Source organism: Pseudomonas vanderleydeniana (assembly GCF_014268755.2).
GTDB classification, from domain to species: Bacteria; Pseudomonadota; Gammaproteobacteria; order Pseudomonadales; family Pseudomonadaceae; genus Aquipseudomonas; species Aquipseudomonas vanderleydeniana.
In genome coordinates this window covers 2,552,193-2,566,137 of sequence record NZ_CP077093.1, presented here as the reverse complement: position 1 = coordinate 2,566,137, position 13,945 = coordinate 2,552,193, and the positions used below count along the sequence as shown (strand labels likewise).

Annotated in this window: 16 protein-coding genes; 13 read left to right on the top strand and 3 right to left on the bottom strand. The window is 64.5% G+C overall.

The genetic code is table 11. The annotated features are described in order from the left end of the window. The first annotated feature begins 86 nt into the window (after positions 1-86). The 3 genes from HU752_RS11680 (at position 87) to HU752_RS11670 (ending at position 3,265) form a co-directional block, all read left to right on the top strand. Positions 87-1,286 carry an MFS transporter gene (locus HU752_RS11680; protein WP_186680547.1) on the top strand — a complete coding sequence of 400 codons (1,200 nt, stop codon included), beginning with the start codon at positions 87-89 and terminating at the stop codon, positions 1,284-1,286. Positions 1,287-1,400: 114 nt separating this feature from the next. After that, positions 1,401-2,381, top strand: a complete 981-nt coding sequence (locus HU752_RS11675) for an MBL fold metallo-hydrolase (RefSeq protein ID WP_186680549.1) — start codon at positions 1,401-1,403, stop codon at positions 2,379-2,381. A gap of 26 nt (positions 2,382-2,407) precedes the next feature. Beyond that, a complete protein-coding gene (locus HU752_RS11670; protein ID WP_186680551.1) occupies positions 2,408-3,265 on the top strand; it encodes an alpha/beta fold hydrolase in 858 nt (285 codons plus the stop codon). Between the two features lie 21 nt (positions 3,266-3,286). Here HU752_RS11670 and HU752_RS11665 read toward each other — a convergent pair whose 3' ends face one another. After that, positions 3,287-3,823 carry a helix-turn-helix domain-containing protein gene (locus HU752_RS11665; RefSeq protein WP_186680553.1) on the bottom strand — a complete coding sequence of 179 codons (537 nt, stop codon included), beginning with the start codon at positions 3,821-3,823 and terminating at the stop codon, positions 3,287-3,289. 135 nt (positions 3,824-3,958) lie between these two features. On the opposite strand from HU752_RS11665, the gene HU752_RS11660 reads away from it, so the two are divergent. The 3 genes from HU752_RS11660 to HU752_RS11650 all read left to right on the top strand — a co-directional run bounded on the left by HU752_RS11660 (position 3,959) and on the right by HU752_RS11650 (position 6,483). Beyond that, a complete protein-coding gene (locus HU752_RS11660; RefSeq protein ID WP_186680555.1) occupies positions 3,959-4,741 on the top strand; it encodes an aldolase in 783 nt (260 codons plus the stop codon). 44 nt (positions 4,742-4,785) lie between these two features. After that, positions 4,786-5,679, top strand: a complete 894-nt coding sequence (locus tag HU752_RS11655; RefSeq protein WP_186680557.1) for a dihydrodipicolinate synthase family protein — start codon at positions 4,786-4,788, stop codon at positions 5,677-5,679. A 75-nt stretch (positions 5,680-5,754) separates the two neighbouring features. After that, the gene (locus HU752_RS11650; RefSeq protein ID WP_186680560.1) at positions 5,755-6,483 is read left to right on the top strand and encodes a type 1 glutamine amidotransferase; all 729 of its coding nucleotides are present in this window, start codon (positions 5,755-5,757) and stop codon (positions 6,481-6,483) included. A gap of 6 nt (positions 6,484-6,489) precedes the next feature. On the opposite strand, the gene HU752_RS11645 is transcribed toward HU752_RS11650, so the two are convergent. Further along, positions 6,490-6,948, bottom strand: coding sequence for a metallophosphoesterase family protein (locus HU752_RS11645; RefSeq protein WP_186680563.1), 459 nt, complete (start codon positions 6,946-6,948; stop codon positions 6,490-6,492). A gap of 185 nt (positions 6,949-7,133) precedes the next feature. On the opposite strand from HU752_RS11645, the gene HU752_RS11640 reads away from it, so the two are divergent. The 7 genes from HU752_RS11640 (at position 7,134) to HU752_RS11610 (ending at position 12,821) form a co-directional block, all read left to right on the top strand. Beyond that, entirely contained in the window at positions 7,134-7,529 is a 396-nt protein-coding gene (locus tag HU752_RS11640; RefSeq protein ID WP_186680565.1) for a hypothetical protein, read from the top strand. Positions 7,530-7,948: 419 nt separating this feature from the next. Continuing rightward, positions 7,949-9,247, top strand: a complete 1,299-nt coding sequence (locus HU752_RS11635; RefSeq protein WP_186680568.1) for an NAD(P)/FAD-dependent oxidoreductase — start codon at positions 7,949-7,951, stop codon at positions 9,245-9,247. 49 nt (positions 9,248-9,296) lie between these two features. Then, positions 9,297-9,662, top strand: coding sequence for a cupin domain-containing protein (locus HU752_RS11630; RefSeq protein ID WP_054060869.1), 366 nt, complete (start codon positions 9,297-9,299; stop codon positions 9,660-9,662). Positions 9,663-9,712: 50 nt separating this feature from the next. Next, on the top strand, positions 9,713-10,372 hold the full coding sequence (locus HU752_RS11625) for a helix-turn-helix transcriptional regulator (RefSeq protein ID WP_186680571.1): 660 nt from the start codon (positions 9,713-9,715) through the stop codon (positions 10,370-10,372). Positions 10,373-10,455: 83 nt separating this feature from the next. Next, the gene (locus tag HU752_RS11620) at positions 10,456-11,280 is read left to right on the top strand and encodes a molybdenum cofactor biosynthesis F family protein (RefSeq protein ID WP_186680573.1); all 825 of its coding nucleotides are present in this window, start codon (positions 10,456-10,458) and stop codon (positions 11,278-11,280) included. Next, on the top strand, positions 11,273-12,073 hold the full coding sequence (locus HU752_RS11615) for an SDR family NAD(P)-dependent oxidoreductase (protein ID WP_186680576.1): 801 nt from the start codon (positions 11,273-11,275) through the stop codon (positions 12,071-12,073). Before HU752_RS11620 ends, HU752_RS11615 begins: the two co-directional genes overlap by 8 nt. After that, a complete protein-coding gene (locus HU752_RS11610; RefSeq protein WP_186680579.1) occupies positions 12,066-12,821 on the top strand; it encodes an SDR family oxidoreductase in 756 nt (251 codons plus the stop codon). Before HU752_RS11615 ends, HU752_RS11610 begins: the two co-directional genes overlap by 8 nt. A 58-nt stretch (positions 12,822-12,879) precedes the next feature. Here the strand turns inward: HU752_RS11610 and feaR are convergent, their stop codons facing one another. Beyond that, on the bottom strand, positions 12,880-13,842 hold the full coding sequence (gene feaR, locus HU752_RS11605) for a transcriptional regulator FeaR (RefSeq protein WP_186680581.1): 963 nt from the start codon (positions 13,840-13,842) through the stop codon (positions 12,880-12,882). Between the last annotated feature and the right edge of the window lie 103 nt (positions 13,843-13,945).

Sequence of the window (13,945 nt, the reverse complement as noted above, 5' to 3'; positions counted from 1 at the left end):
AGCGCCATAGTTGCCCACACATCACGGCGCCCTCACAGCCTCAATGTCTGAGGCCGGTGGAACGGGTGATCGCGCAAGGGCAAACCATGAACAGCACAACCGCACTCGAGCAAGAGGCCAGCGTCCCGTCGCGGATCAACACGGGGCTCACCTTCGCCATGGCCACCTCCGCCGGACTGGCAGTGGCGAACATCTATTACAACCAACCCATGCTGGGCATCCTGGAGAACGAACTCCCCGGCAGCCTGACGACGCTGGTGCCAACCGCCACGCAACTGGGCTACGCCATCGGCCTCTTCGCCCTGGTGCCCCTGGGCGATCTCATCGAGCGGCGTCGCCTGATCATGACCCAGTTCGCGCTGCTCGCCGCCACCCTGATCGCCGCCGCCCTGGCCCCTACCGCAGCGGTCCTGCTGATGGCCTCGTTCTTCCTCGGCATGACCTCGACCGTCGCGCAACAGATCGTCCCCTTCGCCGCACAACTGGCGCAGCCGGAAAGACGCGGTGCGGTGGTCGGCACGGTGATGTCAGGGGTGCTCTGCGGCATCCTGCTCAGCCGGACGCTGTCCGGCTTCATCGCGGCGCACTATGGCTGGCGAGCCATGTTCTGGCTTGGCGTACCACTGGCGCTGTTTGCCGGCACGCTCATGGCCGTGGCCCTGCCGCGCAGCCTGCCGACCGCCAAAACCACCTATACCCGCCTGATCGGTTCGATGCTGCACCTGTGGCGCGCCCATGGTGAGCTGCGTGTGGCGGCCATTACCCAGGCGCTGCTGTTCGCCGCCTTCACTGCCTTCTGGACCGTGCTCGCCCTGCGCCTGGAGGAACCCGGCTTCGGTCTGGACGCCCAGGCCGCCGGCCTGTTCGGCATCATCGGAGCGATCGGTATCCTCGCCGCCCCGCTCGCCGGGCGTATCGCCGACCGTCGCGGCCCACACAAGGTGATCATCGTCGGCACGCTGCTGACCTTCGCCTCGTGGATGCTGTTCGGCCTGTGGACCTCCCTCACCGGCATCGTGATCGGCTGCATCCTGCTCGACTTCGCCGTGCAGAGCGTCCTGGTCTCCAACCAGCACATCGTCTACACCCTGCAACCCGAGGCCCGTGCCCGCCTGAACACAATCTTCATGGGCTCGATGTTCCTCGGCGGCGCCGTCGGTGCCGCGGCCGCGACACAGGTCTGGCAGAGCAGCGGCTGGTTCGGCATCTCGGTTCTCGGCGCAGCCCTGGCCATCGCCGCCACGCTGGTGCAGCTCAACGCCATCCTGCGCCGTCGCTCCCGCTGAGTCCGCACGAGCCATCCATTCGGTTCGACCATCGAACCGAATGGAACGCCGGCCCGCGAGCGCACATTCCCTTACACCCATGACCTTTTACACATGACCTTGAAGAGCTCAACCATGAACATTCCGGCACGCATCATCGGACTCGCCAGCCTGGCCCTCATCAACCAGGCCATGGCACAGGCACCCGCGCAGGTTCAGCAGCAGGTTCCCGGGTACTTTCGCCAGGCCGTCGGCGAGTATGAAGTCACCGCCCTCTTCGACGGCTACAACGATCTTTCCCCTGGCCTGCTCAAGGGCCTGTCTCCCGAACAGATCCGTGGCCTGCTCAAGCGCCAGGCGATCGGGTCGGAGCGGATGCCAACCACCTTCAACGCCTACCTGGTCAATACCGGCAGGCACCTGGTGCTGGTCGACAGCGGGGCCGGCCACTGCGTACCGCAAACCGCCGGGCAACTGGTGCCCAATATCCGTGCTTCCGGCTACCAGCCGGAGCAGGTCGACACGATCTTCCTGACGCACCTGCACCTGGACCACGTGTGTGGACTCGTCGACGCCGAGGGCAAGGCGCTGTTCCCCAACGCGACGGTCTACATCGCCCAGGCCGAGGCCGACTTCTGGCTGGACCCGCAGCACAAGGCCAGCGCGCCGGAAAATGCCCGGGAGTATTTCGACATCGCCACACGCGCCCTGGCGCCCTATCGGGATAGCGGTCGCTTCAAGACCTTCACCCCGCCCGCTTCGCCGATTCCGGAGGTGCAAGCGGCCTATGCCATCGGCCACACCCCGGGCAGCACGGTCTACCGCTTCGCCTCGAACGGTTCGGCGATCAGCTTCATCGGCGACCTGATCCACAACGCGGCCGTGCAGTTCGACCATCCCGAAGTCGCCATCCGCTTCGACATCGACCCGCAGAAGGCCATCCAGGCACGGGAAAGCGAGTTCTCGAAACTGGCGGCCGATGGTGAATGGCTGGCGGCCGCCCACCTGCCCTTCCCCGGTATCGGCCATGTGACACAGGCCGGCAGGCGTTTCAACTGGGTGCCGGCGCTGTATGGCCCCTACACCCGCGCGGCCGACGTCCCCTTGCTGAAATAACCCACTCGTTCAAAAGCAGGTGCAACATGAAAAGCTATACCGTCACTGCCAACGGCATCCGTCAATTCGTGGTCGAGGAAGGCGAAGGCGCCCCGGTCATCCTGCTGCACGGCTTCCCGGAAACCCACTTCGCCTGGCGCTATCAGATCCCGGTGCTGTCCAGGCACTTTCGCGTGATCGCACCCGACCTGCGCGGCTATGGCGAAACGGACAAGCCGGCTTGCGGCTACGACAAGCGCAACATGGCTCGCGACATCCGTGAACTGATGCGCGAACTGGGTATCGAGAAGGTCGCGCTGGTCGGCCACGACCGTGGCGCCCGCGTGGCCACCCGCTTCGCCAAGGACTACCCGGAGCTGGTGGATCGCCTGGTGGTGATGGACAACGTGCCGACCCGTATCGTCGCGCGGGATCTCAATGCCGCGATCGCCAAGGCCTACTGGTTCTTCCTGTTCCACCTGGTGCCGGACCTGCCGGAAGCCCTGATCGCCGGTCGCGAACACATCTGGCTGCGGCATTTCTTCTCGGATTGGACCTACGATCCCTCGACCATCAGCGGCGAAGCATTCGATACCTATGTCCGGGCGTACCAGGCACCGGGCGCGGTCAGGGGTGCGATGGCCGACTATCGGGCCAATGCCGAGGATGTCGCCCAGGACCTGGAGGACGCCGAGGTGAAGATCGCCTGCCCGGTGATGTCGCTATGGGGCAACGACTTCCACGCTGTCGGCAAGCTGTTCGACATGGCCAGCGTCTGGGCGGAGATGGCCGATGACCTGCAGGCCCACCCCATCGAGCAATGCGGACACCTGCCACAGGAAGAGCAGCCGGAAAAGGTCAATCAACTGCTGCTGGACTTCCTCGAGGGCTGGTGCGGGAAGTGACCCATGGATCGGGTCATGTCCTCACTCGGTGCTGTGCACCACCACCAGCAGCTCCGCCTGCTCCGATGAAACCGTGCGGATGCGATGGGCCTTCTGCGCATTGAAGTGCAGGGCGTCGCCCTCCTCCAGGGTCAGGCGCTCCGTACCGAAGTCGACCTCGACACTGCCACGGTGTACGTAGACGAACTCCTCGCCCAGGTGTTCCTTGAACGCCGAATGCCCGAACGAGCGTGGCGGATAGACCAGGAACGGCAGCAAGGCCCGCTGGCCGATGTGTCGCGCGAGCGGTACATGGGTCGGCGCGGGCTGGTCACCGGATGCCTCATGCGGTTGCCGGCGGACCAGGCTGTAGCCTTCCTCCGGCACCGCTTCGGAACTGAACAGTTCCTCGGCCGGGGCATTGAGCGCCTTGGCCAGCTTGAGCGCCACCGCGATCGACGGCGAGCTCATGCCCCGCTCCACCTTCGACAGATAGCTCTTGGTCAGCCCGGTGTGCCCGGCCAGCTGCTCCAGGGTCATGCCCATCTTCTTACGCAAAATTCTCAGCTGCACCGACATCCAACGCCGTTCCTTCAAAATTGATGACACAAGTATTGTACATGACACAAAGTGTCATTAAGATCACCGTGTGTCCTGGCGCCGTTGCAGCGGCCACCAGGTAGACATCGCCTATTTCCCGTTCAGGTACCGACCGTGACCACGACCTTGCAGACCCCGAAGGACCAGCTCGTCAAGCTCGCCGAGAAGCAGATGCTGACGGCGCTGATCGATAATACCTACACCCCTCGGCAGAAACTCGCCCTGACCTGCCGCATCCTGTTCGACGGTGGGCATGATTCGGGCCTCGCCGGCCAGATTACCGCCCGTGCGGCAGAACCGGGCACCTATTATACGCAACAGCTGGGCCTGGGCTTCGACGAGATCTCGGCGTCCAACCTGCTGGTGGTGGACGAGGACCTGAACGTGCTCGACGGCCGCGGCATGGCCAACCCCGCCAACCGCTTCCACAGCTGGCTGTACCGCGCCCGCCCCGATGTGAACTGCATCATCCACACCCACCCGCTGCACAGCGCCACGCTGTCGATGCTGGAAGTACCGCTGCAGGTGTCGCACATGGATATCTGCCCGCTGTTCGACGACTGCGCGTTCCTCAAGGACTGGCCGGGCGTACCGGTGGGCAACGAGGAAGGCGAGATCATCTCGAAGGCCATCGGCGACAAGCGCGCCATCCTGCTTTCGCACCACGGCCTGTTGATCGCCGGTGGCTCGATCGAGGAAGCCTGTGTCCTGGCCCTGCTCTTCGAACGCGCGGCAAAAATGCAGCTGCTGGCCATGGGTGCCGGCGAGATCCGTCCGATTCCCGAGGCGCTCGGCAAGGAAGCCCACGACTGGATCTCCACGCCCAAGCGCCACGGTGCCGCCTTCAGCTACTACGCGCGCCGTGCCTTGCAGGCTCACGGCGACTGCCTGAGCTGATCGACGCGGTACTCATTTCCAGAAAACAGTAAGAGGTGCCTTGCATGTCCACCCCTCAGATTCGCGGCGTTATCGGCTACACCATCACCCCCTTCGCAGCAGACGGCTCGGTCGACCTGGCTGCACTGGGCCAATCCATCGAACGCCTGATCCAGTCCGGCGTGCACGCCATCGCACCGCTGGGCAGCACCGGCGAAGGCGCCTACCTCAGCGATAGCGAGTGGGAGTCGGTGGTGCGCTTCAGCCAGGAAAACATTGCCGGGCGCGTGCCGAGCGTGGTCAGCGTGTCCGACCTGACCACCGCGCGCACCGTGCAGCGTGCACAACTGGCCCAGGCCTGCGGCGCCACGGCGGTGATGGTGCTGCCGGCGTCCTACTGGAAGCTGACCGAGACCGAGATCGTCGATCACTACAAGGCGGTCGGGGCGGCGATCGATATTCCGATCATGCTCTACAACAACCCGGGCACCAGCGGCACCGACCTGTCGGTGGAGCTGATCCTGCGCATCCTGAACGAGGTGAAGAACGTCACCATGGTCAAGGAAAGCACCGGTGATATCCAGCGCATGCACCGCCTGTACAAGGCCACCGGCGGCCAGGTGGCGTTCTACAACGGTTGCAACCCGCTGACCCTCGAAGCCCTGGTGGCCGGCGCGGCCGGTTGGTGCACCGCCGCGCCAAACCTGATTCCACAGTTGAACCTGGCCCTGTGGGACGCCGTGCAGAAGCACGACCTGGAACAGGCCCGCAGCCTCTTCTACCGCCAGTATGAACTGCTGGAGTACGTCACCCGCCGTGGCCTGCCGACCACCATCAAGGCCGGCCTGAAAATGCTCGGATTGGACGTCGGCGCCCCGCGGCTGCCATTGCAACCGCTGGACCCGCAGGGCAGCGCCTACCTCAAGGGCCTGCTGGACGAGTTGGCCGTCAGTCGCTGAACCCGGTCTCGCAGAAGGTCTGGCACGAGCAGATCGCCGGACCTTTTGCCCTCCAGTCATTGAAGAGAACACCTCATGAAAGTCCACTTCATCGTTCACGAAGCCTTCGAAGCGCCTGGTGCCTATGACACCTGGGTGAAGGAACGAGGTCATGCCGCCAGCTACTCGCGTGTGCATGCAGGCCAGGCACTGCCCGCCCATGCGGACGCCATCGACCTGCTGGTCGTGCTGGGCGGCCCCCAGGATCCGGCCACCACCCTCGAACAATGCGCACATTTCGATGCAGCCGAGGAATGTCGCCTGATCAGCCAGGCGATCGCTGCCGGAAAAGCGGTGGTCGGCGTCTGCCTGGGCTCCCAGCTCATCGGCGAGGCGCTGGGCGCCCGGTTCGGCCATAGCCCGGAAAAGGAAATCGGCAAGTTCCCGATCAGCCTGACCGAAGCCGGCAAGGCGAACGCCAAGTTCGCCCACTTCGGCGACATGCTGCAGGTCGGCCATTGGCACAACGACATGCCCGGCCTGACCGCCGACGCGACGATCATCGCGACCAGCGAAGGCTGCCCCCGCCAGATCGTCGAATACAGCAAGCTCGTCTATGGATTCCAGTGCCACATGGAATTCACCCGTGAGGTCGTCGAACTGCTGATCGCCGCTTCCGAGCGCGAACTGGCCACCCTCCTCGATCGCCGCTTCGTCCAGCAGCCGGCGGCCTTACGGGCCAACGACTGGGAGGAGATGAACCAGAAGCTGTTCGTCTTTCTGGACAAGTTGGTTGAGGAGTACAGAGTCGCCCAGGCCGAGTGAAAGACTTCACTCCAGCAGCGACACCAGCCGAGACTCGATCGAGTCCCCCCGCACCTCCAGCAGCGCCAGCGTCACCGGTAGTTTGAACCGTCGCGGACCGGCACTGCCCGGGTTCAAGTACAGGCACTCGCCACGCCACTCGATCAGCGGTTTGTGCGAATGGCCGGTGATCACGACTCGGGGCATCTCGTCCAGCAGCGCTGGCACATCGGCGATGTCGTGCACCAGCAAGGCCGACCAGCCGTCCAGGTCCAGGCGCAGAACATCGGGCAGGTGCCCGGCCCAGGGCAGGTGCTGGTCGTTGTTGCCACGCACGACGGCCAGTGGCGCGATGGCCCGGAGCTGCTCGAGTACCTCGGCCTTGCCGATGTCACCCGCGTGAATGATCCGCTCGCAACCCTGCAAGGCGGTAACAGCCTCGGGACGAAGCAGGCCATGGGTATCGGAGATCACGCCCACTTTCATGTCATTTCCCCACCGACGCCACTCGTCGTCGTTTTTCCAAATTATTCAAACTTTGCCTTCCTCGCCCTCTTCCAAAGATCAGGGACGACACGATTGCCCCCCACCCGTCGGCCAGGCCGCCTGCGCGAGAGGAATGACGGCACGGGACGCCGGACAGACAATCCATTTTGTACGAGGAATATCCGATGAAATCATCCATCGCAAGACTCCTGACAGCAGCCGGCCTGGTATGTGCCTTCAGCACTGCAGTACTCGCCGCAGGCACCACCGGCACGGGAACAAACGGCACCATGGGCAACACCGGCAATGGGGCCTCCTCATCGACGCCGGGCTCGACCGGTTCAGGTTCGGCCCTTCCGCCAGGCTCCTATCCGGGCAGCTCGCAAAGCGGCAACGGTGGTAATCCCAGTGGCACCAGCACCAACCCGGGCTCCGGCAACACCAGCGGTGGCGAAGGCGACGGTGGTGCGGGCAACGGCGGCAGCGGCGGAACCGGTTCGGGCTCGGGCTCAGGCGGAGCATCCGGTGGCTCTTCCGGTGGTGGTGCCGGTGGCGGTGCGGGCGGCAGTTCGGGGGGTTGAGGTCGTATAGCCCTGGGCCTGGTGGCCGGCCGAAGTACCGGTCACCCGCGCCCCCGGAAAGAAGCCCTCAGGTGAGCGCAGTTCCCGCGTCCCAGCCCTTCCCGGCTCGTGTTTCGACAAGCGACCCGGCCAGCAACCCGGCGACAGGGTCATGACAGACCAGTGCCGCAGCAAAAGAAACGTCAGCCCAAACCCGCAGAACTTGCCCATGGTTCTCCTTCAGCCATCATGTCCTGAATGGACACTCCATTTCCCTGCCAGCGTAGAGCGGTTTTTGCCAGCCCTGGCGCGCTGAATCAAAAAAACCGGCACAGAGAATCAAGACATCCGCCGCGCCAGGGCTCTTAATGGGAGCCATCGATGACAGAGTCTCCCGGACTCCCTGCCTTGAGCTTTCCTTCACTTTTTCAGGCTGCGCCATGATCAATATCGAAACGCCCACCTACTACACGGCCACCAAGAAATACAACCTCAGCTTCCCGACCCTGGAACAGGATGTGGAAGCCGACGTTGTCGTCATCGGCGGCGGTTTCTCCGGCATCAACACCGCCCTGGAGCTTGCCGAAAAAGGCATCACCAACATCGTCGTGCTGGAAGCCCGCTACCTGGGCTTTGGCGGCACCGGGCGCAACGGTGGGCAGATCATGGCCGGGATCGGCCACGACCTGGAAAAGATCAAGAAGGACGTGGGTGAAGACGGCCTGCGCCGAATCTTCGAGATCAGCGACCTGGGCGCCGACATCATCAAGGGCCGCATCGCCAAGTACGACATCGACGCCGACTTCTGCCACGGCTACGGCTACATGGGTTTCAACGCCCGCCAGGAAAAGACCCTGCGGGCCTGGGAAAAGGATTTCAAGTCGATCAACAGCCAGCACGAGATCCGCTTTCTCGCCGGCTCCGAGGTCAAGCAGATCATCGGCTCCGACGCCTACAGCAGCGCCCTGCTGCACATGGGCGGCGGCCACGTGCACTCGTTGAACCTGCTGCTCGGCGAAGCCAAGGCGCTGGTCGGCCATGGCGCGCGGATCTTCGAGAACAGCCCGGCCCTGGAAGTGCGCTACGGCGAACAGATCACCGTGCGTACCGGGCGCGGCTCGGTCAAGGCCAGCAAGCTGCTGTGGGCCTGCGACAGCTTCCTCAACAAGCTGGAACCGGAACTGCACCGTTCGACCATCAACACCTACGCCTTCCAGATGATGACCGAGCCGCTGTCGGAGGAACTGATCAACCGCATCAGCCCGATCCGCGGCGCCTACAGCGACATCCGCCCGGTGATCGACTACTACCGCGTCACCAATGAAAACCGCCTGCTGTTCGGCGCAGCCACGCCGTTGGTCGAGCACATCCCGCGCGACCTCAAGGCCTGGAACCGCAACCTGATGCTGAAGATCTTCCCATACCTCAAGGACGTGAAGATCGACCTGGCCTGGGGCGGTCCGATGGCCTGCAGCCCGAACCTGTTCCCGCAGATCGGCACCCTGCCCGGCCGGCGCAACGCGTTCTATGTCCAGGGCTACTCCGGTTTCGGCGTGACCCCGAGCCACATCATCTGCAAGGTCCTGGCCGAAGGCATGAGCGAAGGCTCGGCGCGCTACGACCTGGTCAGCTCGATCCCGCGCCCGACCATCATCGGCAAGGACCTGATTCGCCCGCTGCTGCTGACCGGCGGCAAATCCTGGCACCAACTCTCGGGCTACTGGAACGGGCGTCGCTGATCGCCAAGACGCCCTTCCCTTTCACTTTCACTCATCAGGAGCAACTGCCATGACCCTCACGACCGTCAAGAAAGATGTCCAACTGTCCGAACTCGATGCCTGGGGCACCGTTGCCGACCTCGGCTCGCAGATCCTCGAAGGCGAAGTCCGCGCCTTCGGCAAGATGACCTTCGGCGCACCGACCGATCCGGTCAGCAGCGCCTACTTCGGCACCACCCAGGGCAAGTTCCGCATGGTCTATCCTTTCGCCGAACAGGCGACAGTGGTCACCGGCGAAGTGATCCTGACCGACGAGAACAGCGGCCAGAGCACCCGCTACAAGGCCGGTGACAGCTGGTTCGTGACCAAGGGCACCCCGGTGCTCTGGGAAGTCGTCAGCGAGAGCTTCGTCAAGCACTACTTCGCGGTCGCCTGATCACTGCGGCTGCCGGCTCCCCCGGCAGCCATCGTCGAGGCCGGGCAAGCATGAACAGCATTCCCCTCCAGGAAGTCGCGCAGCAGTGCCTGCACGCCTTCACCCAGCTGGTCCCGGCCAGCCGGGCAGCCTTCTATCGCGTCGACCGCCAGCTGCAGGCCCGTGATTTCCGCCTGCACGGCATGACCGGCGAGATGCACCGCGACTACCTCGACCACTACCGGCAGTTCGACCCGCTGCAACCGCGCAACTGCCTGTCCAGCGGCTTGACCGTCGTCCCGATCGAACTGGCCATGACGCGCCAGCCCAGACGTGACAACCAGCGCTATCGCGATTTCCTGCAACGCCACGGCATCGTCGACGTGGTGGAAGTCCTCGCCCACCGCGCCGGCCAACCCCAGGCGGCGATTTCGCTGCTGCGCACGGCCGAACAGGGTGCCTTCAACAGCGAGCAACTGGCCCGCCTCGAAGCCCTGCAGTCACTCCTGCAGATGGCGGTCGCCAACCTGCAGCCCTGCGAAGACCCACTGCTCGACCTGACTCCCAAGGAACGCCAGATCGCCCACCTGCTGCGCCAGGGCGCCAGCAACAAGCAACTGGCCCAGGAACTGGGCGTCAGCCTGGCGACGATCAAGACCCACCTGATCAATCTGTTCCGCAAGACCGGTGTCAGCAGCCGCACCGAACTGGTGGTCAACCTCTTTCTCTAGGCGCTCAACCATCCGGTTGATAGGCGGGCAAAGCCGCCAGCGGCATGATCCGACAGGTCCATCCAACCAATCGGAGTCTCAACATGACCGCAAACAACAAAGACTGGATCACCGTTGGCGCCCTGGCCGACGGCTTTGCCCCGCAAGCCTTCATCCTGCCCAACCTGGCCGACCTGCAGGGCAAGACCTTCACCCTGCATTTCGCCAATGGCTGGCAGATCGAGCACCGCTTCGAGCGCGAAACCCTGTCCTGGAACGCCGCCGATGGTCACTCCAGCGGCACCGCCCACTACCGCGCGACCTCCGTGCGTCCCGGCCTGTACCTGGTGGACTTCATCAAGCACGAAGGCGGCCAGGCCTGGTCGATCAGCCTGGTGCTCGACACCGCCCAGGCCGCCTTCACCGCCGTGATCGGCCGCATGCCGAGCGCCGAGCAGACCCGCGAGGGCCTCTACAGCCGCGCCCTGGCCGGCAAGGACCTGACCACGGTCGAGGCCGAGTTCCTTCATGGCAGCCTCGACCGCCCATGGCAGAAAGGCCTCTGCCCGCATTCCCCGACCAGCGAGCTGAGCGGCCTGCGCAACCATTACCGCTACAGCCCGAGCGAAGTCTACGAACACATTTATCTCAACGACCAGTTCTACACCTGGCAGTGCCTGGAAGGCGTGGAAAAGGGCCTGTGCGACACCGATCGCTGCCATTACTACAAGATCGCCGATGAACTCTATCTGTTCGTCTGGCGCGAAAAGATCGTCCCGACCCTCGGCCTGGTACTGATCGACCTGCAACAGCACCGCAGCGACGGCAAGATCTTCGGTTATGCCGGTGCGGCCTTCGACGAGCTGTCGAACTTTCCGGTCAGTTCCTACTGCCAGGTCCTCAACCGCACGGAGTACCCCGATGCCTGAGCCACGGACCGTCGTCATCACCGGTGCCGGCACCGGCATCGGTGCGGCCTGCGCGCGGCTCTACGCCGCGCAGGGCGACAACCTGGTGCTGATCGGCCGGCGTCGCGAGCCGCTGGAGCAGATCGCGGCAGAGACCGGTGGCCTGGTCCTGATCGGTGATGCCGCCTGCCCGGATACCTGGGAGGACTTCATCGCCCGTATCCGCCAACGCCATGGACGCCTCGATGTGCTGCTGGCCTGTGCCGGCGGCCACGGCCTGGGCAGCGCCACCGAGACCACCCCGCCGGGCTGGCAGGCGGCATTGCGCAGCAACCTCGACAGCGCCTTCTACAGTGCCCGGGCCTGCCTGCCACTGCTGCGGGAAACGGCCGGCAACATCGTCCTGATCGGCTCGATCGCCTCGCTGGCGGCAGGTCCGGAGGTTTGCGGCTACACCACGGCCAAGCACGCCCTGCTCGGCCTCAACCGCTCCCTCGCCAGGGACTACGGCCCCCACGGCGTGCGGGTGAATGCCGTGTGCCCGGGCTGGGTACGCACGCCAATGGCCGACCAGGAAATGCAGCCGCTGATGGACCGGTACGGCGACACCCTGCAACAGGCCTATGACCGGGTCTGTGCCGACGTGCCGCTGCGCCGCCCGGCCAGCGCCGAGGAAATCGCCCGGGTCTGCCGCTTCCTGGCCTGCGACGACGCCTCGATCATCACCGGGGCGACCCTGGTCGCCGACGGTGGCTCGAGTATCGTCGACGTGCCGACGCTGGCCTTTGCCCATAGGGAGCCCGCCGATGCCTGAAGACCTGAATTTCAGCGGTCGCCGTGTGCTGGTCACCGGTGGTGCCCAGGGCATCGGCCGGGCGATTGTCGAGGCCTTCGCCCTGCGCGGCGCCGAGGTACTGGTCGCCGACCTGCGCCTGCCCCAGGCCCAGGCGCTGGCCCGCGAGCTACGGGCCAGCGCTTGCCAGGTCGAAGCCGTGTGCGTCGACCTGGCGGACGCCAATGCCGTGTTCAAATTGGTCGGGGCACTGGACCGGCTGGATATCCTGGTGCACAACGCCGGGTACTTCCCGCTGACGCCGTTCAGCGAGATCACCCCGGCAGTGCTTGAACGGACCCTGGCGGTCAATCTCTCGGCACTGTTCTGGCTGACCCAGGCCGCGCTGCCGCTGTTCCGTCGCCAGGGCCAGGGCTGCGTGCTGGTCACCTCCTCGGTCACCGGCCCGAGGGTGGCCTACCCGGGGCTGAGCCACTACGCGGCGTCCAAGGCCGGGGTCAACGGTTTCATCCGCAATGCGGCGCTGGAACTGGCCGCCGACAACGTCCGGGTCAACGGGGTCGAACCGGGCATGATCGCCACGCCGGCCATGGCCAACCTGGGCGATGCGCAACAGAACGAGGCGATCGCCAGCCGGGTGCCGCTGGGACGCTTGGGCCAGGCTTCGGACATTGCCTCGGCCATGCTGTTCCTGGCCTCGGACCTGGCCGCCTACATCACCGGACAGACCTTGGTGGTCGATGGAGGAGCGACCTTGCCGGAAGTTTGACCAGGTGTCTGTAGAAACGCGAAAGGGGCTGAACAGCCCCTTTTTCATGTCCGCTCGATCAAGCCGCGCCCAGCGCCTGCTGCAGCCGAGTGGAGCGGAAGTCCTTGGGGGACAGCTCGAACTGCTTCTTGAACGAACGACTGAAGTGCGCCGAATCGGTGAAGCCCCACTTGTAGGCGATCGAGGTGATCGATTCGCTGCGCAACAGCGGGTTGGTCAGGTCATCGGCACTGCGCTTGAGGCGTGCCCGCTGGATATAACGGCAGACACTGTCATCCTGCTCCTCGAACAGCCGGTAAAGGTGCCGCACCGAGATATTCAGGCGATTGGCCAGACCCGCAGGGCTGAGCCCGGGCTGGGTCAGCGACTCGTCGATGACCTTCTGCACATAGCTGCGCAGGCTGCTGCCCTGCAACGGCGTGGCGTCCTCGCCCGGTTCCGGGTCTTCTTCGAACGCCGAACCGAGCAACGACACGAAAGCCGACTGCAACGCCTCGCCTTCGGCGGCCACGCCGGCACCCACCCCGCCATCCTTGCACAACTGGTCCACCAGCACGTGCAGCATCCGCCCGCAGGCCTTGCTCGAGGAAATCTTGCCGAAGGTCCTGGACTGGCCGCCCAGCTGCCGGCAGACCTCGCTGCGCGACAACGACACCGAAACGTGTTCGATCAGGCCGAACGGACTGATCTCGATGGCCGCCGCCGAGTCCATCAGCAGCAGGTCACCGGGCGCCAGCCGAATGCTCTGGCCATGCTGGGTAATCTGGCAATAACCGCCACGCTGGCTGACCAGGAAGCAGTCCTGCTCGTTGTCGTGATCGGCGTTGGGCCGGTCACGCCTGATCATCCCGGCGTTGGTACGCAAGGTCGCCAGCGGCAAGCCACCGCGGGAAAACTCGGACACCTCGCCGATGAACAGCGCACGGTGGCAGGCCAGTTCCGTTTCGAAATGACCACAGGCGGCACGCAGGTCGCGATTCCAGGTTTCCAGACCGTCTGGCACAGATTGATGGATGCTCATGGGGCTCTCCATGGTGGCTTTTTGTTTTTGTTGCGCAATAGTTAACATGTTATCTATATAGGCGCAACAAGTACGTGAGTGCCACTCTGCACAAGCACTAAAG

Bases quoted from the DNA above. Each gene is read 5' to 3' on its own strand.
- HU752_RS11680 (WP_186680547.1), top strand. From the start codon at position 87: ATGAACAGCACAACCGCACTCGAGCAAGAGGCCAGCGTCCCGTCGCGG.
- HU752_RS11675 (WP_186680549.1), top strand. From the start codon at position 1,401: ATGAACATTCCGGCACGCATCATCGGACTCGCCAGCCTGGCCCTCATC.
- HU752_RS11670 (WP_186680551.1), top strand. From the start codon at position 2,408: ATGAAAAGCTATACCGTCACTGCCAACGGCATCCGTCAATTCGTGGTC.
- HU752_RS11665 (WP_186680553.1), bottom strand. From the start codon at position 3,823: ATGTCGGTGCAGCTGAGAATTTTGCGTAAGAAGATGGGCATGACCCTG.
- HU752_RS11655 (WP_186680557.1), top strand. From the start codon at position 4,786: ATGTCCACCCCTCAGATTCGCGGCGTTATCGGCTACACCATCACCCCC.
- HU752_RS11650 (WP_186680560.1), top strand. From the start codon at position 5,755: ATGAAAGTCCACTTCATCGTTCACGAAGCCTTCGAAGCGCCTGGTGCC.
- HU752_RS11645 (WP_186680563.1), bottom strand. From the start codon at position 6,948: ATGAAAGTGGGCGTGATCTCCGATACCCATGGCCTGCTTCGTCCCGAG.
- HU752_RS11640 (WP_186680565.1), top strand. From the start codon at position 7,134: ATGAAATCATCCATCGCAAGACTCCTGACAGCAGCCGGCCTGGTATGT.
- HU752_RS11635 (WP_186680568.1), top strand. From the start codon at position 7,949: ATGATCAATATCGAAACGCCCACCTACTACACGGCCACCAAGAAATAC.
- HU752_RS11630 (WP_054060869.1), top strand. From the start codon at position 9,297: ATGACCCTCACGACCGTCAAGAAAGATGTCCAACTGTCCGAACTCGAT.
- HU752_RS11625 (WP_186680571.1), top strand. From the start codon at position 9,713: ATGAACAGCATTCCCCTCCAGGAAGTCGCGCAGCAGTGCCTGCACGCC.
- HU752_RS11620 (WP_186680573.1), top strand. From the start codon at position 10,456: ATGACCGCAAACAACAAAGACTGGATCACCGTTGGCGCCCTGGCCGAC.
- HU752_RS11615 (WP_186680576.1), top strand. From the start codon at position 11,273: ATGCCTGAGCCACGGACCGTCGTCATCACCGGTGCCGGCACCGGCATC.
- HU752_RS11610 (WP_186680579.1), top strand. From the start codon at position 12,066: ATGCCTGAAGACCTGAATTTCAGCGGTCGCCGTGTGCTGGTCACCGGT.
- feaR (WP_186680581.1), bottom strand. From the start codon at position 13,842: ATGAGCATCCATCAATCTGTGCCAGACGGTCTGGAAACCTGGAATCGC.